Genomic DNA, 25,517 nt, shown 5'->3' on the forward strand with positions numbered 1-25,517 from the left:
TGCTTCCTATGGGCAAGTATACCACGGACGCGCCGTCACTGTCCGGCGACGATGATCCGTCCTTCAGCGGCGCGCACCAGTCGGTCGCGGATGGTAAGGCTCAACCCTTCCTGACCGGGATCACGCGCCAGGATCAGGTCGACGCCGGTCTGTTCAATGGCGCGCAGCGCGGCGAACAGACGTTGCGCCACCACCTCTGGGTTGGCAGCCGGTCCCAGTTGAACGATCCGCACCGGCAGATCCGCCAGGGCGGGCGCATCTTCGTCGAACGCCAGTACACCGACACGCAACCCGGCGTTGATCGCCGCCTGCGCTTCAGCGCGAATGCGCTCCAGCGCTGCGGCATGGTCGCCAGCAACCACCGTCAGCGTTGCGTTGGGGGCGTAGTGGCGCAGCAGCATGCCGGGCGCTGGCAGCGCCTCTTCGTCACCGGCGAGATAGCGCGGCGCGAAGGTCAATTCAGGCAGCACCTCGCGCAACGCCGTAATCGTCACACCGCCGGGGCGCAGCAACACCGGCGGATCGACCGTCAGATCGACGACGCTCGACTCAACGCCGATATGGGTGGCGCCGCCGTCGAGCACCAGGTCAATGCGTCCGTTCAGGTCGTCGAGCACATGCGCCGCCGTTGTGGGACTTGGACGGCTGAAGCGGTTGGCGCTCGGCGCAGCGATCGGCACGCCAGATGCGGCGATCAACGCCAGCGCGACCGGATGCGCCGGCATGCGCACCGCAACGGTCGCCCGTCCGGCGGACAGATTGGCGGGAACGATGGGACGGCGCAGCACCACCAGGGTGAGCGGACCGGGCCAGAAGCGACGCGCCAGTGCGTGCGCCGCCGGCGGAACGTCGCGCGCAAGCACGTCGAGCTGGCAGAGATCGGCAATGTGCGCAATGATCGGGTCAGTCGCCGGGCGTTCCTTGGCGTGAAAAATCCGTGCGACCGCCTGCTCATCGAGGGCGCTGGCGCCCAAACCGTAGACCGTTTCGGTGGGAAACGCCACCAGCCCGCCAGCGCGGATCACTGCCGCCGCTTCGGCGATGATCTGCGGTTCGGGTACAGCGGGATCGACGGTCAGAACCCTGGTTTGGATGCGATCGGTCACTTCAACTCGTGATAGCCGCGACGATAGTAGATCAACGGTGAACCTTCACGGATCTCCGCGTTCTGCACTTCGCCGACAAAGATGGAATGATCTCCGCCCGGCAACGTATCGGTCAACCGGCACTCGAACGCCGCCAGCGTATCTTCCAGGATTGGCAACCCCAACTGCCCGAAACGCCAGGCGATCCCCATGAATTTGTCGATCTCCGGCGTGGCGAAGCGGCGCGAGAGATACTCCTGGTGCTTCTCAAGAATATTGACGGCATAACGCCCGGCGGCGGCAATCGCGTCGTGGGCGCGAACCTGCTTATCGATACAGATCAGCACCAGCGGCGGGCGGAGCGACAATGAGCAGAAGGAACTGACCGTCAGACCGAACAACTGCCCCTCGTACTCAGTCGTCACCACGGTGACGCCACTGGCAAAATGACCCATCAATTGACGAAAACGGGCTTCATCGACTGGCATGGATACTCCGTTGCTTGTATCGAATTGCGTCGTAGAACGACACTGCGCTTATACCCGGTTCTGCCTTGTGTAAAGGAATTGCCTACAGTATAATACCAGTTAACCGTACTATTTGCGCTTTGCCTGTCGTCTCACTCCGATCACCCCGCTCGTCGAGCGGGGTCATGGGGTTGTGGAGATTTATATGTCCAGCACGATGGCGTGGGCTCGATCACAACAGGAGGACGGGGTGAATCCAACCTCGATAGTGCTGGTCAATGCGCATGCGCTGTTTCGTGAGGGATTGCGCCACCATCTGACAGAAACGGGCGAATTTCACGTCATCGGCGAAGCGGGCAATGGCCAGCAGGCAATCCAGGTCGTTGACCTGCTCGACCCCGATATGGTTGTTATGGAAGTCGATCTGCCGGGGGTCAACGGTCTGGAAGTCGCTCGCGCCATCAAACGCGCCCATCCGCACATTCGCATCGTTCTGCTCAGTTCGACGATGGACGGGCAGGAGGTGGTCAAGGCGATCCGCGCCGGCATTGCCGCCTATGTGCCACGGAATATCGCACCGGAGAAGTTGTTGCAGACCCTGCATCAGGTGCGGCGCGGGCATTACCCGATCAACGACCTGGTGCTCTCTTCGCCCGATGTGGCAGCGCAGGTGCTCAACGCATTCCGCCAGATGGCGGTCGATGAGGAGACGCAGAATGTCTATTCGCCCCTCTCCCCGCGTGAGTTGCAGGTCCTCGAACTGGTCGCCGCCGGGCACACCAACAAGGCAATCGCTCAATCACTCGACATCTCGAATCAGACGGTCAAGAACCATATCTCGTCGATCCTGCGCAAACTGGCGGTCAACGACCGGACGCAGGCGGTCGTCTATGCAATGCGCCGCGGCTGGATCAAAGTTCCGCTGCCCGACGACACGGCGACATAGTTGCGCTTTTCGGCAGACGTGCTATCCTGTGCGATAATGTGGCGGTTCTGCCAATCCGGTAAACCGCGATGGATCACGCTGCGCGACCTGTCGTCGCCCTGAAGTCTGGTGAGACGGCATGACTCGAATCCGTATCGTCCTCTGGCTTGTCTCCTGTCTGGCACTGGCGCTCTCCGCCTGCGGACCCCTCTCGATTGCCGAACAGGAGCGCATCCGCGATCTCCAAACGGTTGAAGCTTCGACGCCGACGGCGACGCCGCTCCCGCCAACCGATACGCCTGTGCCGCCGTCGCCAACTCCCACCGCAACCCCCGGTCCGACAGCAACGCCGGTTCCTCCCACTGCCACCCCTGTGCCGTCGCCAACGCCGCTGCCGCCGACTCCCACGCCCAACCCGGCGCTGGCGCAGTTCAGTCTGTGCAATCAGTCGGCTGGCGACCCGACCGGCGGCAGGTTCAGTATGCGGGTAACAGCAATCACAACGACGGTCGATCTGTTCTTTGAACGCCTCGAAGTTGCGCTCGACGTTCCTGCCGACTCGGCGCAACCGCATGCGTTCGCCCGCTGCCGCCCCGCGCCCGCCGCGCCCCAGACGGTTGGCGAGGTCGAGGTGGCGGGCGCGTACCTGATCGAGGTGCAGTTCGACGGATGGCTGCGCGATGAGGCGTTTCGCGCGTCGCTCGCTGCGCCGACCGTGCCGCTGAGCGGGACGCAGGTGATGCGCGCGGCGGCATTCCGCATTCCCCCTGGCGTTGCAACCGGCGCCACGCTGGTCATCGGCGTGGATCAACCGCTGCCGTTCCGCCTGCGCCTGGAAGATAACCCGCTGCGCCTGATCATCGATGTGGCAACGAGCGGACCGGTCAGCCAGGCGAGCGATCTGCTCCGCATGCCGACCGGCGTAACGCCCGCTCCGACAACGCCGATCTTCTACCTCGCCGATGGCGATATCTGGCGTCTCAGCAACGGCACAGCGGAAAATCTCACCGAAAGCGTTCGCGCCGGGCAGTTTGGCGATGTGACGGCGCTGACTGCGCGCGCCGACCGGCGATTGATCGCCTTCTGTGCAACCGCACCGGGCGCAATTGCGGCGGATGTAACAGCGGCATCGACCCTGTGGGTGCTGGAACTGGACAGCGGCGCGGTGCGTCAGTTGACTCCGCCGCCGCGCGGGCGCTCGTGCGCCGACCCGGCGATGTCGCCGGATGGTACGACGATTGCTTATGCCGTTGATGAGTCGGGGGTTTCACCGCCGCAACTGCGCATCTTTTCAGTGCAGATCTTCCCCGGTGCACCGGCAGTGGCGTTGACACCTTCCGGCGATGAGTGGAGCCGCTATGCACCGCAGTGGCTCGATGATGCGCGCATTGTCTATGCCGCCACAGCGGAAGATGGACGGCAGACGCTGTTCCTGCGCGAACCGGATGGCACGGAACTCGACATCGGTATGGGGTTGTTGGTATCGGGAATAGGCGGGCAGCGCAGCGCGCGGTACCGTGGCTTCGGTCGCATGCTGGCAGATCCCAACGGCAGCGCTATCGCCGTTGAAGCGCTGCGGATCGACCGTCCGGGGGCGGATCTACTGATCCTGAACCCGACCGGCGCCGAAATCGAACGTCTCAGCCCGATTGCTGCCGGCTTCTGGAACCGCCCCGTCGCCTGGAGCGCCGATGGTGCGCTCTACTATCTCTCGACGGCGTGTGCAAGCGGGGCGGTGTTTGAGTATACCCTGCACGTGCGCACCCTCGATGGCGCGGATCGGGTGATTGCCGCCGGGATCGCGCCTGGCGACCTGGGGGTGTTCGCGGTGCGCCGGAATGCACTGGCGTATGTGACGTTCGACCGCCTGCCGGAAGGATCAGCGGGTCCGCTCCGCGTCGATCCAGACGCGCCATCGGCGCTCTGGTACTGGGATCTGGCAGGCAATGCCCGCGCGCGCCTGCTGGAAACCAATCGTGCAATTACTGCTCTGGCGCCGTGATGGACGTGATCGGCATCGATATTGGCGGCACCTTTACCGACTTCGTGCTGTTGCGCGATGGTCGCGTGCGCATTTATAAAACCCTTTCGACTCCTGACGATCCGGCGCGCGCGCTGGTGCAGGGGATCGATCTCCTCGGCGCGCCGGTTGCGGTTGTGCATGGGACGACAGTGGCGACGAATGCGTTGCTCGAACGGCGCGGCGCTCCCACTGCGCTGATCACGACCGCCGGGTTTGGTGATGTGCTGGCAATCGGGCGCGGTGACCGACCGGCGCTCTACGATCTGAATGTGACCCGACCGGAGCCGCTGGTTCCTGAAGCATGGCGCTTTGAACTGGTCGAACGGTTGCGTGCCGATGGCAGCGTGCTCATCCCGCTCGACGACGCCGAACTGACGCGCATGGTCGCCTGGATCGCAGCGCAACCCGTCGAGGCGGTTGCGATCTGTCTGCTGCACAGTTACGCCAACCCTTCCCACGAAGTGCGGGTCGCTGCTGCGCTCGAACAGGCGGCGCGCGCCGCCGGACGCTCGCTCTTCATATCGGCTTCGTACCGCGTGCTGCCGGAACCACGCGAATATGAACGCACCAGCACCACCGTCGTCAATGCGTATGTCAGCCCGACGCTCGGACGCTACCTGGATCGCCTTGGTCCGGCATTGACGGACCGCGGTGTGCGCTCGTTGCGCATCATGGCTTCCGACGGCGGGAGTATGGGGCTGGTCACAGCGCGGGAACTTGCGGCGCGCGCGACCCTCTCCGGTCCGGCGGGCGGGATCGTTGGCGCATTCGCCGTCGCGCGTCGCGCCGGGTTCACCCGGATCATCACGTTCGATATGGGTGGCACATCGACCGATGTGGCGCTGGTGGACGGAACGCTGCCGCGCACCTCTGAGTCGCGCGTCGGCGGGGTACCGGTGCGGCTGCCGGGTCTCGATATTCATACCGTAGGCGCAGGGGGCGGCTCGATTGCGCGGGTGGATGCCGGAGGCGCGCTACGTGTCGGTCCGCAGAGCGCCGGCGCCGATCCGGGACCGGCATGCTACGGGCGTGGAACGCTTCCAACCGTGACCGATGCGAATCTGCTGCTGGGACGCTTGCAACCTGACTATTTTCTGGGCGGGCGGATGGCGCTCGACGTGGATCGGGCGCGCGCTGTGTTCGCCATGCTGGCGCGCGATCTGTTCGGCGCACACGATGCCGCTGCCGAACAGCGCGCTGCGCTGGGGGTGGTGCGCGTCGCCAATGCGCTGATGGAACGCGCCATCCGGGCGATCTCGGTCGAACGCGGCGATGATCCGCGCGATTGCGCACTGGTCGCCTTCGGGGGAGCGGGTCCGCTCCACGCGGCGCACCTGGCAGCGGCGCTTGGGATCCGCACCGTGCTGATCCCGCGCTATCCGGGTGTGCTTTCGGCGTTCGGCATGATCGCCGCCGATGTCACCCGCGAGACCAGTCGGGCGCTGCTGATGACGCTCGATGCACTGGATCCTGCCACGCTCGCGGCGCATATCGGCACACTGGCGGACGAGGCGCGCGCGGCGCTGGCTGCCGACGGCGAAGACCCCAATGGCTGCCGGATCGAGAGCGTGCTCGATCTGCGCTACGTCGGGCAATCGTATGAACTTCCAACCCCGCTGGATCAGGGATGGGAAGCGTCGCCAGCGCTGCTGGCAGACCTGGCGGAACGGTTCCACGCGCTGCACGAGCGACGCTACGGGCACGCGATGCGTAACCGACAGATCGAAGCAGTAACGCTGCGGGTGCGGGCGGTCAGCCCGCGCGACGCGCTTACCTTCGCGCCGGACGATCTGCCGCCCCGCGCAACGCCGCTGGCGCCGCACGCAGTGGTGAACGCCGCGCTGACCGGCGATACAGCGGCGCTTGAACCCGCGCCGCTGTACGAACGTGACGACCTGCGCCCCGGCGATGGGATCGCCGGTCCGGCGATCATCGCCCAACTCGATGCCACGACGATCGTGCCGCCTGGCTGGCGCGCCGTCGTCGATGCCGATCTGAACCTGCTTATGACGCCGCTGCCGCCTCAGTCAGCGCCGGCTGATCCTCCTGCCTGATCAGTTCGACCTCGATATCGATCGTGACCTCGTCGCCAACCAGCACGCCGCCGGTCTCCAGCGCCACGTTCCAGGTCAGGCCCCAGTCCTTGCGGTTGATCGTCGTCTGAGCGTGGAAACCGGCGCTAACCGTGCCCCACGGCGAGCGCGCCTGACCGTTGTACTCAACTTCAAGCGTCACTTCGCGGGTCACCCCACGGATGGTGAGATCGCCGATGATGCGACCGTGGGATTCATCCTGCACCTCGATGCGCTTGCTGACGAAGGTGATGTAAGGGTAATTGGCGACATCGAGGAAATCAGGTGACGTCAGGTGCGCGTCGCGTTTCGCATCGCGGGTGTTGATGCTCGCCGCCTCGATCTGCACGTTGACCGATGAATGCGCCGGATTCTGTTCATCTGCCGCAATGGCGCCGCTGAAGCGGTCGAATCGCCCGCGCACCTTCGAGATCATCATGTGGCGAACGGTGAACTGAATAAGGGAGTGACTGTCGTCGATAATCCACTGTGCCATACCTGGCGCTCCTTGTCTCGTATCGTCTGTCAGACGCAGGATACCAGCCCGGCATGAACACCAGCGTCAACATGGGCGTGAACATGCCGCCAGCGTCTGTTCCAGGCGGTCGATTTCAGCCAGGAGGAGGCGACGCTCACCATTGCTTGCAAACGCACGGGCGACTGCGAGCGCTGCGCGCGCCTCATCGGGCGGGATCAACGGAGCGAGCCAGATACGAATCTGGGCGGCGAGGTGGCGCGTCCCCAGGGTATCGGCGTGCGCCAGCGCCGTCGAGAGGTGATGAATCGCAAGCGCGGTCTGCCCGCGCCGCATGGCGACCAGTCCGAGATTGGCGGTGATACCGGCAATGCGTTCAGGGAGTTCGATCTGTCTGGCAAGCGTCAACCCCGCCATAAAACTGGCTTCAGCGGCGGCCAGGTCGCCGCGTGCAAGGGCGATTTCACCCTGCGTGGAAAGCAGGTAGGGCTGAAGTCCCGGCGTACCATACTCATTCGCCAGACGCAACCCTTCCGCCACCCAGCGCTCCGCCTCATCGAGGTTTCCCAACAGGTGCAGGTGATACGCCAGGTTATTGCGCGCCAGGATGCGCCACGTTGTCGCTGCCGGATCGTGCGCCGCCTTATCGGCGACCGCCAGCGCCTCGCGGTAGCAGGCGAGTGCAGTGAGCAGGTCACCCTGTTGGGCTGCCACGCCGCCAAGTTCAAAGCGTACCTGCGCAAGCGCGACGCGATCAGGCGCAGGTTGGGATGAGAGCAACCGCGCCGCTTCGCGCAGACGGAGCGCGGCGCCCGCCAGATCAGACCCTTCCAGTGACAGCGCCGTGCCCCACAGAAACAGGGCAGTGACACGAACATTATAGTCGTCGGCGTACTCCAGCCCGCGCACGGTTTCGATCATTTCAGCGTAGCGCCCCTGCGGTGCGAGGGATCGCGCCAGGCTCAACCGCGCCCGACGCGCCTCGGCTGGAGTGCGGGCAAGCGCCAGACTTTCGCGGAAACGTTCGGTTGCCTGCGCCGCTCTGCCGCCGGTCAACAACGCCTCGCCCAGGCTCATCAGCGCATCGAAACGCTGGGACTGCGGGATGCCGACCAGCGCCTGCTCGTAGAATGCAATCGCCTCCGTCCACGCAGCGACGCTTGCGGCATGGCGACCGGCGCGGAGCGCATAGGGTGTGGCGCGTTCCGGCGCACCTCCCTCGATGAAATGCCAGGCGATCTGTCCAGCCACCTCGTCCAACCGATCACGGTTCAGGGCTTCGAGCGTTTCAGCAACGCGCCGGTGCAATGCCCGGTGGCAGGGTTCCCCGACTTCGCGGTATGCTACTTCCATCGTCAGGCTATGGTCGAACTGAAAGCGTCCGTCGGGCAGCGGCTCAATCAAACGGGCGGCGTGCAGTTCATTGATCGCGTCCAGCGCCGCTGTTTCGGAAAGAGCGGCCGCGCGCGCGACGACATCGAACGAAAACACGCGCCCCACTGCCACAGCGGTGTCGATCACACGCCGCGCGGCATCGGAAAGACGCGCCAGACGATCCTGGATCAGGCTGTACACCGATGCCGGCACAACCGGCTCATCAGGAAGCGTTGCACTCAACCGTCCATCGGAAGTAAGCAACCCGGTTGCGCGGGCATGGCGCACGAGTTCGGCGATCACGAACGGATTACCCTCGGTGGTGCGGTAGAGCCAGGACGCCAGACGCGCCGCATCGCGCGGACTCAAGGCGCGCGCCAGAGATTCGGTCTCGGCGACGCCCAGGCGACGGATCAGAACGCGCTCCAGCCGTCCCTCGCGGATCAATGCCGTCAGCAGTGTGCGCAGCGGCGCCGGATGATCGGCTGCGCGCACCGTCGCCACCACGCGCAGCGGCACATTCCCGGCGCGCCGCAGCACGTACCCCAGCAGAGCGAGACTGCTGGCATCCGCCCAGTGCAGGTCGTCGATCACGATCATAAGGGGCTTCTGCTGCGCCAGCGCGATGAGTAACCGCGCCACCCCCTCCCAGAGGCGCGCTTCATCCGCCTGCGTCGGCGGCGCTGCTCCTGGCAGCAGTTCCGGCAAGAGGCGCGCCACCTCGCCGAACCATACCGGCGCGATGTCCAGACTGGCGCGCAACATGCTCCAGCCGGGATGCGCCAGCAGATCGCGCAGGGCGCCAATCCACGGCTGATAGGGCAACCCCTGCTCCAGTTCACGCGCCGCTGCCACCAGCGCCAGACCACCCTGCGCCGTGTGCTGCGCCGCTGCTTCGAACGCCAGGCGCGTCTTGCCAACCCCGGCTTCGCCTTCGATCAGCGCCAGACGCCCCGCCCCAATCGTTGCGATCGTCGCCATCTCCGCCTTGCGCCCAATGAAGGGGAGTGTCGTCGCATCCCGTCCGTTTCCAGACGTCATCGGGCGCTCGCGCTGTTCGGCATGGCGCCACGCACCCGGCAGATCAGCATTCAGGCGATCAGTCACGATCGCATCGTAGATGTCACGGGTCTCGCGCATCGGCGGAACCCCCAGTTCAGCATCGAGCAGATCCCGGAACTGTTCATAGCGACGAATAGCGCCGACGCGGTCGCCTGCCAGGTAGTGCAGCCGGATAGCTTCACGTTGCAGGTCTTCCTGAAGCGGATCGAACGCGAGCGCACGGTCGAGAGCAGTCAGGGCGGCGGCCATATCGCCACGCGCTCCGGCAGCGCGCGCCAGGCGGGTGTAACCGCGCACCGCCAGCGAACGCGCGTGTTCACGCCCGGCAGCGAGCCATTCGGTAAACGGCGCGGCATCGGGAAGGGTGAAGCCAGCCAGCAGATCGTCGCGGTAGCGCGCCAGTGCGCTCGCCAGCGCCGCCTCATCGACGGCAGGCGCTGTCACCGCATCCTCCAGCGTGCGGTAGTCCACCTCGACATCATCGCTGATAGCCAGGTCTTCCTCACCTTCAATGAGCGGACCAACCGCCTGCCGCACGCCGTGAAGGGCGGCGCGGAGCAGTTGCCGGGCAGCTGTGCGCTCGTGATCGGGCCAGAACAGGGCAAGCAACCGCTCGCGGTTGATGGGGCGCCGCTGCGCAGCCAGGTAATAGACCAGCGCCCGCGCGCGACGACGCGGCACAACCACGGCAACGCCATCAACAAGGATCTGCGGCGGACCGAGTACCAGGATGGTGAGCATGACGCCTCTGGAAGACGATACTATGACTTCGCTGCAAACACGCACCGCTGAGACGCCGAGGGCACAGAGAACCCTCCAAATGAACCATGATGGAGACGTAGCGCAGCATGCGGGTGCGTGACTTGCGATGGAATCCGCCGCTGCGAACGCTGCACCGCAGTGGTGACCTACCCTTTTTGCAGTGGACTCTGTTTAATTATACCATTCGGAAGCATTCCTGATCGTATCCACATATAGCAATTGATCGATAGTCGTGATAGAGTTATACTCCTTCCTTGTTGAGCTGCCAGCAACGCAGACTGTGAGGGGAGGAGAATGAAACCTGTTCTCGTTTATCTTCTGATCACGCCGCTCCTGCTGTTCATCGCCTCTGGTCGATCTGTAACCCCTGCTCACGCCATTCCTGCTGCTCTGGCTGTGATGCCTGCTGCTACCACCTTACTTCGGGGAGACGACCTGTGCATCTACCGTCCGTCAGTGCTGCGCTTCTTCTGCGATACTGCCCGTGACGGCGGGGATGCCGAGTTTGTTGTGGCGTTCGGCGTCGCCGGGGATATTCCCCTGCTCGGTGATGTTAACGGCGACGGGCGCGATGACCCGTGCATCTACCGTCCGTCAGTGCTGCGCTTCTTCTGCGATACTGCCCGTGACGGCGGGGATGCCGAGTTTGTTGTGGCGTTCGGCGTCGCCGGGGATATTCCCCTGCTCGGTGATGTTAACGGCGACGGGCGCGATGACCCGTGCGTCTATCGTCCGTCGGTGCTGCGCTTCTTCTGCGACACTGCCCGTGACGGCGGGGATGCCGAGTTTGTTGTGGCGTTCGGCGTCGCCGGGGATATTCCCCTGCTCGGTGATGTTAACGGCGACGGGCGCGATGACCCGTGCGTCTATCGTCCGTCGGTGCTGCGCTTCTTCTGCGACACTGCCCGTGACGGCGGGGATGCCGAGTTTGTTGTGGCGTTCGGCGTCGCCGGGGATATTCCCCTGCTCGGTGATGTTAACGGCGACGGGCGCGATGACCCGTGCGTCTATCGTCCGTCGGTGCTGCGCTTCTTCTGCGACACTGCCCGTGACGGCGGGGATGCCGAGTTTGTTGTGGCGTTCGGCATTACTGATGATATTCCGCTCATCGGAAATGTTGGGCGACCATTCGGTGTGGCGTTGCCATTGGTGATACGGTGATCGCCATTCCAGGCGCCTGACAGGCGTGAAGGGAAACCGATCCAGCGCAATCGCCCCTGGATCGGGACAGGCGCTCCGGAAAAATCAACCACGGACAGGCTTTTAATTCAACTGCGGATCGGCACGGGTTGCCACGGGTTTTTCTACCTGCATTCGCGCCCATCCATTCGATCCATGCCAATCCGTGGTTTCTTTGGCGTGGCGCGAGGGGTTTCAATCCACGCCTTCCGGGGGGAAGGCGACTTTGTAGCGGCTTCGCTGTAATAGCCCCACAGGCCGTTTCAATCCACGCCTTCCGGGGGGAAGGCGACTTTATCGCTGGTACGCTTCACTCACAATTTACTACAGTTTCAATCCACGCCTTCCGGGGGGAAGGCGACCAAGTGTTGCCGCGCTACGCGCCGTCATCAGACGGGTTTCAATCCACGCCTTCCGGGGGGAAGGCGACCGCTGGTCGAATGCGAGACGCTCGCGTTCGACATCGTTTCAATCCACGCCTTCCGGGGGGAAGGCGACGTGATGACGCGCTATCAACTCCAACTCCACGCGTGGGTTTCAATCCACGCCTTCCGGGGGGAAGGCGACGCCCTTCACGCTCAACGAAGGTGTCGGCAAACCAGTTTCAATCCACGCCTTCCGGGGGGAAGGCGACTGCGATATACTTTTCGTTTGCGTCGTTTGAGGACGCGTTTCAATCCACGCCTTCCGGGGGGAAGGCGACTGTCCTTCGGTTTCAATGTAAGCGTCGGCGAACCGTTTCAATCCACGCCTTCCGGGGGGAAGGCGACCGAGGCGCACTTCGGTATTGTTCGCGCGTCGGACGTTTCAATCCACGCCTTCCGGGGGGAAGGCGACGAGGCGCACTTTCAGCGAAGGGCGGTTATTCGTACTGTTTCAATCCACGCCTTCCGGGGGGAAGGCGACCTTGGCGTCGATGTTGATCCTGATATAACGACTGTTTCAATCCACGCCTTCCGGGGGGAAGGCGACTCTATAGCGTGTTGTGACAGCGCCGAACAAACAGGTTTCAATCCACGCCTTCCGGGGGGAAGGCGACTCGAGCGGGTTGCGGATGCGTCCCAGTTGCTGGCGGTTTCAATCCACGCCTTCCGGGGGGAAGGCGACGCGGCGTAAACGCTGCGGCGTTGATGTCGAGTGCGTTTCAATCCACGCCTTCCGGGGGGAAGGCGACCCGGTCTCTACAACGTGCTGCTGGCGGTTGAGTTTCAATCCACGCCTTCCGGGGGGAAGGCGACAAGCGCTGTGGCGCGGCATACGCGCGTCGGCGGAGTTTCAATCCACGCCTTCCGGGGGGAAGGCGACTTCGCTGGCTGCGCACGCGGCGCGGGGCGTTGCGGTTTCAATCCACGCCTTCCGGGGGGAAGGCGACCCGGCGCCCCGGTGTCGGCATGCACGCCGTACAGTTTCAATCCACGCCTTCCGGGGGGAAGGCGACTTCGCACCCGCTCACGATCCGGCGCGCCTGCCAGTTTCAATCCACGCCTTCCGGGGGGAAGGCGACGTTGTCCCGCCCTTCCGGTGAGGCGTATGTGGGCGGTTTCAATCCACGCCTTCCGGGGGGAAGGCGACACACGCGGCGGACGCCTATGTTGCCGCAGCAACGGTTTCAATCCACGCCTTCCGGGGGGAAGGCGACCTGGGATTGTCCGCTGATCATCGATGAGGTGCAGTTTCAATCCACGCCTTCCGGGGGGAAGGCGACCGAGTCGCTACATCGCGGTGTTCAACGGCATAATGTTTCAATCCACGCCTTCCGGGGGGAAGGCGACCGGCGCGGTGTCGGGGCGGATCGACGCGCTGCTGGTCGTTTCAATCCACGCCTTCCGGGGGGAAGGCGACTCTGGCGGCGCGGTGGGCGTATGTAATGGCGTATGTTTCAATCCACGCCTTCCGGGGGGAAGGCGACAATTCCGCCGGTGGCGGATGTCGGGCTGATCGCTTGTTTCAATCCACGCCTTCCGGGGGGAAGGCGACTTCTCCTCCTACTTGATGATGATCCGATAATTCCGTTTCAATCCACGCCTTCCGGGGGGAAGGCGACTGTTGCGCCGCATCGCCGGATACAGCGCTTCGTTGTTTCAATCCACGCCTTCCGGGGGGAAGGCGACGTGCGCGCGGCGGGGGAGTTCGTGATCTACGACCTGTTTCAATCCACGCCTTCCGGGGGGAAGGCGACATACGCCAGCTCAACATCAACAGCGTCGCCGTCGCCGTTTCAATCCACGCCTTCCGGGGGGAAGGCGACCTCGTCCATCTCAGCGCCGCGCAGTCGCGCTGCGTTTCAATCCACGCCTTCCGGGGGGAAGGCGACCGGCTGGTCGGTGCGCGACGGGCGGCTGGTCTACGTTTCAATCCACGCCTTCCGGGGGGAAGGCGACATAATCGTCGTCGGGTACGTATCGGAGCGCACAGTTTCAATCCACGCCTTCCGGGGGGAAGGCGACGCAATCGGCGCGGCGACGGCGTACCTCGCCGACGTTTCAATCCACGCCTTCCGGGGGGAAGGCGACGACCGGCGGGTTTTCACAAGTGCGGGTGCGTACGAAGTTTCAATCCACGCCTTCCGGGGGGAAGGCGACCGGTTGGGTTGTTGGGGTGCGTGCATCCGGCGATGTTTCAATCCACGCCTTCCGGGGGGAAGGCGACGATGAGCGGCGGCTTGCAACGTTGGTGCGCAGCGGTTTCAATCCACGCCTTCCGGGGGGAAGGCGACTCGAGTCGCTACATCGCGGTGTTCAACGGTATAATGTTTCAATCCACGCCTTCCGGGGGGAAGGCGACCGGCGTCGGGGATGACGACGCGCCCGTCGTCATCGTTTCAATCCACGCCTTCCGGGGGGAAGGCGACGAAGACTTTGTACTTGCTGGTGTCGTCGCCGGGCAGTTTCAATCCACGCCTTCCGGGGGGAAGGCGACCGACCGCCCGGCGTCCTCGTTGTCCAACGACCAGTTTCAATCCACGCCTTCCGGGGGGAAGGCGACTGCGGTGAGTGAGGAACCGACAGACGACGCGGCGTTTCAATCCACGCCTTCCGGGGGGAAGGCGACCGGGGAGGTCAGTGATAGGAGGAAGATGATGGAAGTTTCAATCCACGCCTTCCGGGGGGAAGGCGACGGTTGTCAGCAGTGTCACAACACTCTATAGAAATAGTTTCAATCCACGCCTTCCGGGGGGAAGGCGACACTGCGCTGCCGCAACCAGCGCTTCAATTGCGGCTTGTTTCAATCCACGCCTTCCGGGGGGAAGGCGACCGGATACGGCAGATCGGGACGCTTGTTTTCGACGCGTTTCAATCCACGCCTTCCGGGGGGAAGGCGACGTCACATCAGGGTCGACATCGATGCCGAGGAGAGGTTTCAATCCACGCCTTCCGGGGGGAAGGCGACGCAGCGCTATACGGTGTGTCTGTGATGACGGACGTTTCAATCCACGCCTTCCGGGGGGAAGGCGACCGCAGCAGTTCTTGGTCTGCCGCGTCCTCGACGTTTCAATCCACGCCTTCCGGGGGGAAGGCGACGCAATCGGCGCGGCGACGGCGTACCTCGCCGACGTTTCAATCCACGCCTTCCGGGGGGAAGGCGACGACCGGCGGGTTTTCACAAGTGCGGGTGCGTACGAAGTTTCAATCCACGCCTTCCGGGGGGAAGGCGACCGGTTGGGTTGTTGGGGTGCGTGCATCCGGCGATGTTTCAATCCACGCCTTCCGGGGGGAAGGCGACGATGAGCGGCGGCTTGCAACGTTGGTGCGCAGCGGTTTCAATCCACGCCTTCCGGGGGGAAGGCGACCTTCGGCACAATCGCCTTACCCCGCAGTATACTCCAGTTTCAATCCACGCCTTCCGGGGGGAAGGCGACCGCAGCGCGGGTTCCGACCAGTGCTCCAAAAGATGTTTCAATCCACGCCTTCCGGGGGGAAGGCGACCGCCATCTCGACATCAACCGCATCGCCGTCGCCGTTTCAATCCACGCCTTCCGGGGGGAAGGCGACGAAACCCCACCGACGCTGGCGGGGTTCCGGGGAGGGTTTCAATCCACGCCTTCCGGGGGGAAGGCGACTCCAACTCGTTGAGTAACCACTCCAGCGCGGGGAGTTTCAATCCACGCCTTCCGGGGGGAAGGCGACCCCGGACGCGCGAATACTGAAGATTACGTCGGAGAGTTTCAATCCACGCCTTCCGGGGGGAAGGCGACTCCGGGATTTGCCGTTGAGGTGAAAGCGAGGAAGTTTCAATCCACGCCTTCCGGGGGGAAGGCGACGCGGATCGAGGAAGGCGCGGAGATCGCAATCACCGTTTCAATCCACGCCTTCCGGGGGGAAGGCGACCGCACCGATAGTCCGCTGACGTGGCGCTTCCCCGGTTTCAATCCACGCCTTCCGGGGGGAAGGCGACCTGGAGGGGTATATCGCCGAGGCGGTCGCTTGGGGTTTCAATCCACGCCTTCCGGGGGGAAGGCGACTGTTTGTCAGCAGTGTCACAACACTGCATAGAAAAAGTTTCAATCCACGCCTTCCGGGGGGAAGGCGACCGAGACGGTCGTACAACTGTTGGCAAAAGCGCTAGTTTCAATCCACGCCTTCCGGGGGGAAGGCGACCGGTGATGTCCGGCGCGGCGCCGGCGGCTATGCTGGTTTCAATCCACGCCTTCCGGGGGGAAGGCGACCGCCGCCCGTCCGGTGACGCGCCGCAGTCCCAAAGTTTCAATCCACGCCTTCCGGGGGGAAGGCGACGGGACAGGGCGGCAGCGGCGCCGTCCTGCTTGTGGTTTCAATCCACGCCTTCCGGGGGGAAGGCGACGGCGACGCGCAGCGCGTAAGCGCGGCGGATCGCCGGTTTCAATCCACGCCTTCCGGGGGGAAGGCGACCCGGGGACCCCGTGCGCTGCGGCGCGGCGCTGGGTTTCAATCCACGCCTTCCGGGGGGAAGGCGACCGTGCTGCTCCGCGCCGCGCAGGCGTCAACGCGCGGTTTCAATCCACGCCTTCCGGGGGGAAGGCGACCCGAGGAGTGGCGCCATGTCGCCGCCGCCATCGACGTTTCAATCCACGCCTTCCGGGGGGAAGGCGACATGCGATGCACCGTGGTTCATCGGCGCCGTGCACGTTTCAATCCACGCCTTCCGGGGGGAAGGCGACCGCGGTGCAGCCGGAACTGCTCCAGCGTGCAGCGGTTTCAATCCACGCCTTCCGGGGGGAAGGCGACTACTCGATCCGTCGGCGCGCCTGGCGGATTGCTCGTTTCAATCCACGCCTTCCGGGGGGAAGGCGACGCGAAGTACCGCTATTTGGCGCAGATCGCGCCGGTTTCAATCCACGCCTTCCGGGGGGAAGGCGACGCTGCTGGTCAACCGCGACACCGGCGAGATGGAAGTTTCAATCCACGCCTTCCGGGGGGAAGGCGACCCAATGCGCGCCAGTTCAAACGCCAGCACTTCGATGTTTCAATCCACGCCTTCCGGGGGGAAGGCGACCGCGGCGGTATATGCAGCGCTGCCCGCCCGCAGTCGTTTCAATCCACGCCTTCCGGGGGGAAGGCGACCGCCGGCAGCAGCGTCGGTGCAACGACGCCCGCGACGTTTCAATCCACGCCTTCCGGGGGGAAGGCGACATGCGCAGCCCGCAGTACTCTATCGCTGCGGTCGGTTTCAATCCACGCCTTCCGGGGGGAAGGCGACCGGCAGCGGCGCTAACCCCTCGGTCAGCCCGCGCAGTTTCAATCCACGCCTTCCGGGGGGAAGGCGACTCGGCGCTGATCGGCGATGCGATCCACGCGCATCTCGTTTCAATCCACGCCTTCCGGGGGGAAGGCGACCAGCCGGTTCACCAGGTCAAAGATTGCCGTTTGCGCGTTTCAATCCACGCCTTCCGGGGGGAAGGCGACCCGGAGACCGAGTGTACCTACTGAAGCTTCGTCAAGTTTCAATCCACGCCTTCCGGGGGGAAGGCGACCGAGCGGTTGTCGCTGTTGTATCTTTACTCCAAAGTTTCAATCCACGCCTTCCGGGGGGAAGGCGACCCGCCGGAATGATATACCCCTCAACCGGCGTCTGCTGTTTCAATCCACGCCTTCCGGGGGGAAGGCGACCGGCGCGCTCAGCAGCAGCACCGCCAGCGTTGCGAGTTTCAATCCACGCCTTCCGGGGGGAAGGCGACGGCGGCGGCGTACCGATTTGGCGCGTCTGTTGGAGTTTCAATCCACGCCTTCCGGGGGGAAGGCGACGCTCATCCGCCATCTTGCGCAAGTACTCCAGGAAGTTTCAATCCACGCCTTCCGGGGGGAAGGCGACCTAGCGGGTTGCGCGTACAACGTATACGTATCAGGGTTTCAATCCACGCCTTCCGGGGGGAAGGCGACTTCAGACGCCGATATGATTCCCAGTGTGTACGAGTTTCAATCCACGCCTTCCGGGGGGAAGGCGACGTGTACGAGTCGCACACCTGGGATGGTTCACGATGGTTTCAATCCACGCCTTCCGGGGGGAAGGCGACCGGACGCATCCCGGATGCGTTGAGTATGGGATGGTTTCAATCCACGCCTTCCGGGGGGAAGGCGACCTTGAACGCGCCGAATCAGTTCGGATTACGCGCTGTTTCAATCCACGCCTTCCGGGGGGAAGGCGACGTGCAGGGGGGTTGAACGCATTGCGTCATACGCGATGTTTCAATCCACGCCTTCCGGGGGGAAGGCGACATGCTTCCATCCGTGTTGATGATTGCGGGTTCGAGTGTTTCAATCCACGCCTTCCGGGGGGAAGGCGACTCAGCGGCAACAGGTTCATCAGGTTCGGGGGGGGGTTTCAATCCACGCCTTCCGGGGGGAAGGCGACCAGTACGGAGTTTTCCGACTCGGTCGGGAGTCGGTTTCAATCCACGCCTTCCGGGGGGAAGGCGACACGGTTTTGATCTCGCTTGACAGCGCGAGATGCCGGTTTCAATCCACGCCTTCCGGGGGGAAGGCGACCTAACCGTATCTCGGTGTTGTTCGCGCGCCGGATGTTTCAATCCACGCCTTCCGGGGGGAAGGCGACATAATGGGTACGAGTGCCAAAGCGGTTTATCTCTTGTTTCAATCCACGCCTTCCGGGGGGAAGGCGACTCCCTATCAACTGTCCTTCATACTCGCGCCAGACGTTTCAATCCACGCCTTCCGGGGGGAAGGCGACACCAACACGACGACGTGGTTCGCAATGACCGAAGTTTCAATCCACGCCTTCCGGGGGGAAGGCGACACAGACCCCGACATACCAACCGAGATGAGGACGCGGTTTCAATCCACGCCTTCCGGGGGGAAGGCGACGCCAGCGCCTCAAGCACCTTCGCGGCTTTCGGCGTTTCAATCCACGCCTTCCGGGGGGAAGGCGACTGAGGTGACGGATGTACGCGACGCTGGCGCAGTTGTTTCAATCCACGCCTTCCGGGGGGAAGGCGACACAGCGTACTACGTCTACAGGACGGAGAGTGGAGTTTCAATCCACGCCTTCCGGGGGGAAGGCGACCTACGGACACATCTTCCGGTTCCGCAACCTTGAGGTTTCAATCCACGCCTTCCGGGGGGAAGGCGACCTATGCCGAGGGGAGGAAGGTAATCTACGAGTATGTTTCAATCCACGCCTTCCGGGGGGAAGGCGACCGCAATATCTAGGGTTGCTATGCCCTGCTTCCGCCAGATATTGTAGCATGACCCGGATCTTCAGGGTTGCTCTCGGTGCAATTTGTCCATATATAAGGTTTTTAAGGTGCTGCTGAGTTTGCGAACCTCCCGGCGATTCCATGTTCGCTTCTGGTTCGCAGACTAAAGAATAAGCGTCCCTTCTATGTCAACGTCAGGGGCGACGCCTACGTGCCTGACCCGGTGTCGCCATTCGTCGCCAAGGTAGTAGTAGCGTATGCTGTCGGTCTCCACATCGATAATGCGCTCCAGCCTGGCTTGCAACTGGCGGAGTTGCGCGGCATCTATAATGCATTCAAATACCGACTTCTGAACCCGTTGTCCGTAGTCCTGACAGGCTTTTGCAACTTTGAGCAGTCGCCGTTTGCCAGCTTCCGTTTCCGTGTTGACATCGTAGGTGATCAGTACCATCATATGTCCTCCTGTGAGTCTGGTTTCGTATAAGCCTCGTCGCTATTGCACCGCTATAGCCATATCCTTCGCTTTTCTGTGTTCTGTTCTGGAAAAAGGCGGCGGTGCGCGAGCGGATAATCTTCGACATATATTCATTTTTTCGTCTATCACCTATCGTCTACCGGCTATCATTTATCGGCTACGAGATGCGTGGGCGCATGACCTTCGACCTGTATTCGTTCGCCTTTCTATCGTTCAGTTCCAGAAAAACGGCGGGTAGGCGTCGAGATCGCCCCGTAGATGCCGCGCCAGAAGCGTCGCCTGGACGTGCGGGATCAGACCGAAAGGTATCCGCTCTTTCAGGAAAGGGTGGAGAATCTCCTCTTTCTTCCGCTCCTGCCATGCACCGATTACGGCCTTGCGAGTATCGGCGTCCATCACAACTCCGCCGCTCTCTTTGGATGTGAAGCCTTTCGCCGTGATCTGCTTGCGATTAACCAGCGAAAGCGCCATCCGGTCGGCGAAAATCGGTCGTAGTTCCTCGATAAGGTCGAGGGCGAGCGATGGTCGACCCGGTCGGTCGGTGTGCAGAAAGCCGACATAGGGGTCAAGCCCAACTGTTTCCAGTGCCGAAACTGCTTCGTTCGTCAGCAGGGTGTACAGAAACGAGAGCAGTGCGTTCATATTGTTGCGTGGCGGACGACGTGATCGTTCCTCGAAGCGAAAGTCGTCCTTTTGATGCAGGACGAGATGGTCGAAAACGCCAAAATAGACGCTGGCAGCATTGCCTTCGACTGCCAGCAGCGCTTCTATGCTGCTGCACCGGGAAATGGACGTGAGCGCTTCCTTGAGCGCCGCCGATGCGTTCCTGACGACTTCGACATCGATCAGGAGCGTATGATCGCGCAGCGTGCGTTCCAGCACTTTGCGACAGTTGTAAACTTTTCCCTGTATAAATGAGGTGGCAATCGCTGCGCGTAATTCACGATCCTCTGATATGCGGTATTGTTTTTTGCGCAACAGCACGTTGCCGCGTGTCCTGCCGCCGACCCGTGCCTGAAATCGCCCGTTTGCATCAAGAAATGTCAGTCCAATGTTGCGATCAACGCAGGCGCCCATCAGGGCAGGACTGACCCCCTGGTAGTTGAAACAGACGATGTTTTCCAGATTATGGAGGGGCAGTCGGGTTGAAACGTGAGCATCTTTCTTGACAACGATAGTCTCGCCGTCAAGCGAGAGATAGGTATCGGGCGTGGTGACGTAAAGGGTATTGTTCAGCCGTTTCACGACGCGACTCCTGATGTGTACTCAAACCCTTGATATCATTCCGTGCTTTCCTTCCGTGACTTACGTGTGAGAGAAGTGGCTTCAGAGTTATGCACCTGTTGTTCATCATTGAGTTCTTTCACGCCTGCTCGATCTGCCGTCGAATGTAGGTCTGAACGGAAGAAGTTTTTTCCTGGAGGTTCGGAAGACAGAGATCTGCCAGTGAGCAGGATCGACACGCCTTGCTGGTCTTCACACGCGGTGTATAGCCGCGCGCCATGTATGCGTGCATCTCGGCGGCTGCGTCGCGCACCAGACGACGCAGATCTTCTGTCAACTCCACCGGTTCGCGGCGACGGGTTTTGCCGTAGTACAGGAAGCCGCGCGGAATGGGAACTGCCAGCATTTCTTCCAGACACATCGCCTGTGCACACAATTGAGCTTCATCTACCGGATCGCGCTTGGGGTGACCACGCTTGTACTCGATGGGTGCAGGCTGGTAGAACCCTTCGCGTCCCGGCAACCGGACACCCTCCGGGCTGCGGGTGAACTCCACCACATCGCAGACGCCTGAGAGACCGAGCGTGTACGATGCAACCGGAACTGAGCGTGAAATGACCACATCGCGGCGCGTTTCCACAAAGAAGGGATCATCGACCCGTTCGTGCAACTGTTTGCCTTCTACCGTCAGCACATTGTCCTGCCACTGCATCTCGATGTGAATCAATGCCCACTGGCGGCGGCAGAAGAGAAAGTGCTGGATGCCGGAAAGGGGCAGTAGTTCGTCTGGTGTGTATTCGCGGGTCATAGGGTTGTTGATTTTGCAATGTTTCAGTCTGCACCTCCGGTGAGGGAGACGACATAGTTTTTGGAGAAGAGAGCGACCGAAAACGAAGGGCGCTCTCTTCTCCTCCGCCGGAGTGGTTCTATCAGCGCTATTAACCTTCGCGGTTATCCGGCCAGGGCTTGATCTCTAATCTGCGCTCCGCATCCAATTATTATATCGACCACTACCTCGTAAATCACTAATTCCACCCCTTCTGTAACGAAAGGCAACGTCATCAAACATTCAAAACCGCCTATTCACCCTCAATAACTTCGGGCTTCAAACCGTCGAGGTCTTGAAGCTCGATCACGTAGTCGTCAATACTCTTCGGATCTTCAATCCCATCCCTAACCCGAACTCTCAGCGAACGATGTACTTTCGCCGAGGAATACTGTCCATTCGGGCTGTTGTGCTTCCACCAGTAGACCCTGTAAACTTCTATGCTACCCTCAGGACGGGCAGAGGAAGCGTCATTACGGAACAGCGTCCGCAATGCCTCCTTGATAACTGCTGCATCATCGTCTGAGAAGCCGGTTTTGCTCGCCAGTTGCGGGTTAATGCTGCCATAAAAGACGTACACGCCGTGATCAACGCGATGCTTCATGCCCATCGTATCAGAACCGCGCTTTTCGCCAGGTTCGTTGCTCACGCTTTTCGTGATCTGAATGCTGGAAACGCGGTCGAGAACAGGGACAACCGAGAAGGCGGGATGGATCGATACCGGACCGCGAATCCCAATCGAGACGCCATCGCTCTCTTCACCTTCATTACTCTTATCGCCCTTCTTGCCTTTTCCCTTCCCCTTGAAAGGAAACACCTGCCCAAAGGCACGGACATCAAACCAGGTTTCGCAGGCTTTCTTCTGATACGCCGATCTGTCATTCATGAAATCCTTGAGATACGCCTCGGCACGCTCACGTAGACTGGTATATTCATCGTTCCGATTATCATCAGATTGAACGAATATTGGATGCTCTACACCCTTGAGCCGTTCGTAAGCCTGCTTCTGGGCCTCTGTTCTTTCTTCCTCCTTGATCCTTTCTATCTCTTTTGCCAGTTCCATCACGCGATTGCGAATCTTGCGCTTAATCGCGACATCGGAAATCTCACCAAGCCCTTCATAGGTGGTGCGAGGGCGATTTCCGTTGAGCGGATCGCCATTCGGGTTGGCATTCCTGACACACAGGATGACGGCGAAGTCGATCTTTTTCGAGAGTGTTGTTGTCATGGTAGTTCCTCCTCGCATTTAGCTATGTGTACAATTTAGATGGATGTGCCATCATTATCATCTTCCCTGTCATCAGCCCGTTTTTCCAGCAGTTTCTGCCGCTGACAGTAGAAACCGAGCAAATACTCGCCGCTGAGCGATCTTGTACTCACAAAGTCTTCAGGTGTAAACATGCTCTCAACCTCTGCAATCAGGTTCTTGTAGTAGTAGGCTCTACCGCCCAGACGCATGAGATAAGGCATGAGCAGATCGTGAATCTGCTTCCATGTGCGGAAGGGGCGCTGTGAAAATTGCTGCATATAGCGGATTGCGTTTGTTGGACGATTTTGCTCTGCTTTATAGAGTGCTCGCTCTTCAATAACATCAGCAATCGCCAACAAACGACCGTAGAGATAATCCCTCGTTCTCCTGGTTTCATCGAGCGCCATGTCGTATTGCTCCTTTCCATACATATATTTTCGGTAGAGTGCACAGGCGATGGTAAGGACTTTCTCCTTCTGGTCATCGCTCAAAACGACCGGGTTGGAAGCCCGCCTGATCGCTGACTCAACCAGATCACGCGGTAACGGTTGACCATCCACAATGCAGGGAAGCAGACGCTTAATCGTTGCCTGCTTCAATCTGTCATCAAGACGACGACCATACGCCGCCTCAGCAATGTCAGCCGGCGCAGGTGCGCCAATAAATGGAATCCTGCGCCTGTAAAGCTTCCCATTTGTATCGCGTTCTTCAATCACCCGATAGGTGTGTCGCCAGGCGCAGGTGTCATGCCATGTTTCGATGCGATCAAGAAAATCCGAACCTTTCAAGGTGCGATAATAGATAACCGCCAATCGCCCTGGCGTCGCCGAGTCAACCCCCATCACAACGACGTCCGTTCGATCACCAATCTCCTGGCGATAGCCAGCGATTTTCTTCTTCAGGCGAATAGCGACGTCCTGAGCAGTGTCAATACTCTTGTCATCAGATGGGAGATCGCCGAAGAGAGTGGCAATCGGGTCATCGGTTGGTTGTGGCACTGTCACTGTCGCGCCCGAGATTGCCCAGGCAACAATCGCCAGATCACCGTCACGGTACCCCTGTCGGTCGATCAACCACATTAGTGCGTAATGTGCTTTATGCGACGCCTCTAAACTGACGCTACAAGCCTGCTCGTCGGTGATAAATCGTCCGCGAAAGGTAAAACCTTGGGTATCATTGGACGAGATTAGTTTGGCATTGTCTCCTTCACGGCGAATATATTTTGGGTGATTGTTGGTCAGCGTCCGCTCTTCTCCGATCACGAAACAGATTTCGCTTGTTCCTGATCTGTGATTCAGGTAATAGTCGATCCAACTGTCCCATACTTTCGTATCACGCCACACGCGACTTTCAGTATCTCCTGGTATCTCTACGACCCATCGCACGACCGCGTCACCCTGATCATTCAATACATCAAAGATAGTTCCACGACGTTTCTCTGGCTCAATGTCATCTTTTGCGAGTAATCGCCGATGATCGATCAGTAAGACACCTTCTTTCACCAGATCAGCCATGAGTGTCCCCTTTTGGATGTACTTGAGTATTGCCGAAACCTTCGGATGTAGGCATTTGGAGTTCCAGCCCGACAGCAACGTGACGAAGTTTTGATGCGGCTCCGCGGGATTGCGCTGAAAACCAGAAGTCACCTTACCGCCGTACTTGACAAAATCTCCCGCCAGGTACTGCAATTTATCGCAGAGTGGATGGCATTCTGGTTTGCTACCGCTGCGACTGGCGGATGATTCTGTTGCAGGTATGATCGTCACCGCATCGTCTTTTGAAACCAACTGGGCGCGACGAAAGTTACCACAGCCGTCAATGACGACCTCGATATGCGCCTGGATGGTGATATGACAGATCGGTAGCAACGGTCGCTTCGTACCGGAAACGTAGCCGACGAGTCCTCCCTTGGCACACTGTTCATACGTCTCATACAGGCTCTGCATCCAGTTCATCTTACTGCCTCCCTTCTTCATCGCCTTCCAGCAAGTTTTTCTCTTGCAATCCCACCGTAGCAGGTGGTTTAGCATTCATCGGGCGCACAAATCTGCGCAGGATTTTGTTCTGATCATCTGGCCTTGGAAAAGTGATGATTCCATCCTTCATGGTTGCGCGCCAGAACCGCGCCCAAAATTCACCAGGTTTGTACTCATCAGGGTAGTCAAAGCCGTGAAACATAACGCCAAGCGACAACTCGCCGTAGTTGTCGTAGAATCCTTCCCCCTCGCCAAACTTGCACGGTTCAACATATCCCTGACATTCGCGTGTACCGAGAAATACATCTCGCCTGCCGCCACGATCTATCATTCGCCTGGCCACCGAATGATGCTTGTGTTCATTGCGATCATGTTCCAGATCGGGACGATTCTTATTCCACTCAAAATGCGCCTGAACCTGATACTCGACATCGGCAAGATAGGTGTAGATTGCGAGATCGTTGCCACTCGCGTGATACTTGAGTGGCTTTACGCTACGCGGCTGCGTGCGGATAGGCTTCATGACCCGCACTTTGTCAATGATCCAGACAATAGTCGGCTTCCAGTAGACCGAGCTTAATATCCCTTTCAGCGCCTCATACGTGGGAACCTGGTATGAGTATTTTTCCCCGCCAATGCGAGTGAGTGGATCGGTGAACAGGGCATATCTTCCCCATACCTTGAACGTCACACTGTTTCGATGATCCATGAAG

14 protein-coding genes and 1 CRISPR repeat array are annotated in these 25,517 nt (G+C 61.0%); of the genes, 4 read left to right on the forward strand and 10 right to left on the reverse strand.

Features of this window, described 5'->3' with window-relative positions; translation table 11 throughout:
* Positions 1-35: 35 nt before the first annotated feature.
* A complete protein-coding gene (locus ROSERS_RS22270; RefSeq protein ID WP_011958996.1) occupies positions 36-1,106 on the reverse strand; it encodes an L-threonylcarbamoyladenylate synthase in 1,071 nt (356 codons plus the stop codon).
* Positions 1,103-1,573, reverse strand: a complete 471-nt coding sequence (locus ROSERS_RS22275; RefSeq protein ID WP_011958997.1) for a flavin reductase family protein — start codon at positions 1,571-1,573, stop codon at positions 1,103-1,105. Before ROSERS_RS22275 ends, ROSERS_RS22270 begins: the two co-directional genes overlap by 4 nt.
* A gap of 184 nt (positions 1,574-1,757) precedes the next feature.
* Between ROSERS_RS22275 and ROSERS_RS22280 the strand changes: the two genes are divergently transcribed.
* The 3 genes from ROSERS_RS22280 (at position 1,758) to ROSERS_RS22290 (ending at position 6,554) form a co-directional block, all read left to right on the forward strand.
* The gene (locus ROSERS_RS22280; RefSeq protein WP_011958998.1) at positions 1,758-2,498 is read left to right on the forward strand and encodes a LuxR C-terminal-related transcriptional regulator; all 741 of its coding nucleotides are present in this window, start codon (positions 1,758-1,760) and stop codon (positions 2,496-2,498) included.
* Positions 2,499-2,616: 118 nt separating this feature from the next.
* Positions 2,617-4,479 (forward strand): TolB family protein, encoded by a 1,863-nt coding sequence (locus ROSERS_RS22285; protein ID WP_011958999.1) that lies wholly within the window; start codon positions 2,617-2,619, stop codon positions 4,477-4,479.
* Entirely contained in the window at positions 4,479-6,554 is a 2,076-nt protein-coding gene (locus ROSERS_RS22290; RefSeq protein ID WP_011959000.1) for a hydantoinase/oxoprolinase family protein, read from the forward strand. The genes ROSERS_RS22285 and ROSERS_RS22290 overlap by 1 nt, the downstream gene beginning before the upstream one ends.
* On the opposite strand, the gene ROSERS_RS22295 is transcribed toward ROSERS_RS22290, so the two are convergent.
* The gene (locus ROSERS_RS22295; RefSeq protein ID WP_011959001.1) at positions 6,505-7,068 is read right to left on the reverse strand and encodes a YceI family protein; all 564 of its coding nucleotides are present in this window, start codon (positions 7,066-7,068) and stop codon (positions 6,505-6,507) included. The two genes, ROSERS_RS22290 and ROSERS_RS22295, sit on opposite strands and share 50 nt — an antisense overlap.
* A 66-nt stretch (positions 7,069-7,134) precedes the next feature.
* Entirely contained in the window at positions 7,135-10,224 is a 3,090-nt protein-coding gene (locus ROSERS_RS22300; protein ID WP_011959002.1) for an ATP-binding protein, read from the reverse strand.
* Positions 10,225-10,539: 315 nt separating this feature from the next.
* On the opposite strand from ROSERS_RS22300, the gene ROSERS_RS22305 reads away from it, so the two are divergent.
* Positions 10,540-11,406: a hypothetical protein gene (locus ROSERS_RS22305; RefSeq protein ID WP_011959003.1), complete on the forward strand. Its 867-nt coding sequence runs from the start codon at positions 10,540-10,542 to the stop codon at positions 11,404-11,406.
* A gap of 210 nt (positions 11,407-11,616) precedes the next feature.
* A CRISPR array of direct repeats spans positions 11,617-19,055; the repeat unit is 33 nt; unit sequence GTTTCAATCCACGCCTTCCGGGGGGAAGGCGAC.
* Positions 19,056-19,217: 162 nt separating this feature from the next.
* Here the strand turns inward: ROSERS_RS22305 and cas2 are convergent.
* The 6 genes from cas2 to cas5c form a co-directional block, all read right to left on the reverse strand.
* Positions 19,218-19,508 carry a CRISPR-associated endonuclease Cas2 gene (cas2, locus tag ROSERS_RS22310; protein WP_011959004.1) on the reverse strand — a complete coding sequence of 97 codons (291 nt, stop codon included), beginning with the start codon at positions 19,506-19,508 and terminating at the stop codon, positions 19,218-19,220.
* Positions 19,509-19,742: 234 nt separating this feature from the next.
* Positions 19,743-20,774 carry a type I-C CRISPR-associated endonuclease Cas1c gene (gene cas1c / locus ROSERS_RS22315; protein ID WP_011959005.1) on the reverse strand — a complete coding sequence of 344 codons (1,032 nt, stop codon included), beginning with the start codon at positions 20,772-20,774 and terminating at the stop codon, positions 19,743-19,745.
* A 118-nt stretch (positions 20,775-20,892) separates the two neighbouring features.
* The gene (cas4, locus tag ROSERS_RS22320; protein WP_011959006.1) at positions 20,893-21,561 is read right to left on the reverse strand and encodes a CRISPR-associated protein Cas4; all 669 of its coding nucleotides are present in this window, start codon (positions 21,559-21,561) and stop codon (positions 20,893-20,895) included.
* Positions 21,562-21,832: 271 nt separating this feature from the next.
* A complete protein-coding gene (gene cas7c, locus ROSERS_RS22325) occupies positions 21,833-22,807 on the reverse strand; it encodes a type I-C CRISPR-associated protein Cas7/Csd2 (RefSeq protein WP_011959007.1) in 975 nt (324 codons plus the stop codon).
* 35 nt (positions 22,808-22,842) lie between these two features.
* A complete protein-coding gene (cas8c, locus tag ROSERS_RS22330; RefSeq protein ID WP_011959008.1) occupies positions 22,843-24,783 on the reverse strand; it encodes a type I-C CRISPR-associated protein Cas8c/Csd1 in 1,941 nt (646 codons plus the stop codon).
* A 1-nt stretch (position 24,784) separates the two neighbouring features.
* The gene (gene cas5c / locus ROSERS_RS22335; RefSeq protein WP_011959009.1) at positions 24,785-25,513 is read right to left on the reverse strand and encodes a type I-C CRISPR-associated protein Cas5c; all 729 of its coding nucleotides are present in this window, start codon (positions 25,511-25,513) and stop codon (positions 24,785-24,787) included.
* Positions 25,514-25,517: the final 4 nt, after the last annotated feature.

This window comes from Roseiflexus sp. RS-1 (assembly GCF_000016665.1).
Classification (GTDB): Bacteria; Chloroflexota; Chloroflexia; order Chloroflexales; family Roseiflexaceae; genus Roseiflexus.

Excerpts from the sequence above, each read along its gene's own strand:
- ROSERS_RS22295 (WP_011959001.1), bottom strand. The coding sequence starts at position 7,068 with ATGGCACAGTGGATTATCGACGACAGTCACTCCCTTATTCAGTTCACC.
- ROSERS_RS22280 (WP_011958998.1), top strand. The coding sequence starts at position 1,758 with ATGTCCAGCACGATGGCGTGGGCTCGATCACAACAGGAGGACGGGGTG.
- ROSERS_RS22290 (WP_011959000.1), top strand. The coding sequence starts at position 4,479 with ATGGACGTGATCGGCATCGATATTGGCGGCACCTTTACCGACTTCGTG.
- ROSERS_RS22285 (WP_011958999.1), top strand. The coding sequence starts at position 2,617 with ATGACTCGAATCCGTATCGTCCTCTGGCTTGTCTCCTGTCTGGCACTG.
- ROSERS_RS22275 (WP_011958997.1), bottom strand. The coding sequence starts at position 1,573 with ATGCCAGTCGATGAAGCCCGTTTTCGTCAATTGATGGGTCATTTTGCC.
- cas5c (WP_011959009.1), bottom strand. The coding sequence starts at position 25,513 with ATGGATCATCGAAACAGTGTGACGTTCAAGGTATGGGGAAGATATGCC.
- cas4 (WP_011959006.1), bottom strand. The coding sequence starts at position 21,561 with ATGACCCGCGAATACACACCAGACGAACTACTGCCCCTTTCCGGCATC.
- cas2 (WP_011959004.1), bottom strand. The coding sequence starts at position 19,508 with ATGATGGTACTGATCACCTACGATGTCAACACGGAAACGGAAGCTGGC.
- ROSERS_RS22305 (WP_011959003.1), top strand. The coding sequence starts at position 10,540 with ATGAAACCTGTTCTCGTTTATCTTCTGATCACGCCGCTCCTGCTGTTC.
- cas8c (WP_011959008.1), bottom strand. The coding sequence starts at position 24,783 with ATGAACTGGATGCAGAGCCTGTATGAGACGTATGAACAGTGTGCCAAG.
- cas7c (WP_011959007.1), bottom strand. The coding sequence starts at position 22,807 with ATGACAACAACACTCTCGAAAAAGATCGACTTCGCCGTCATCCTGTGT.
- ROSERS_RS22300 (WP_011959002.1), bottom strand. The coding sequence starts at position 10,224 with ATGCTCACCATCCTGGTACTCGGTCCGCCGCAGATCCTTGTTGATGGC.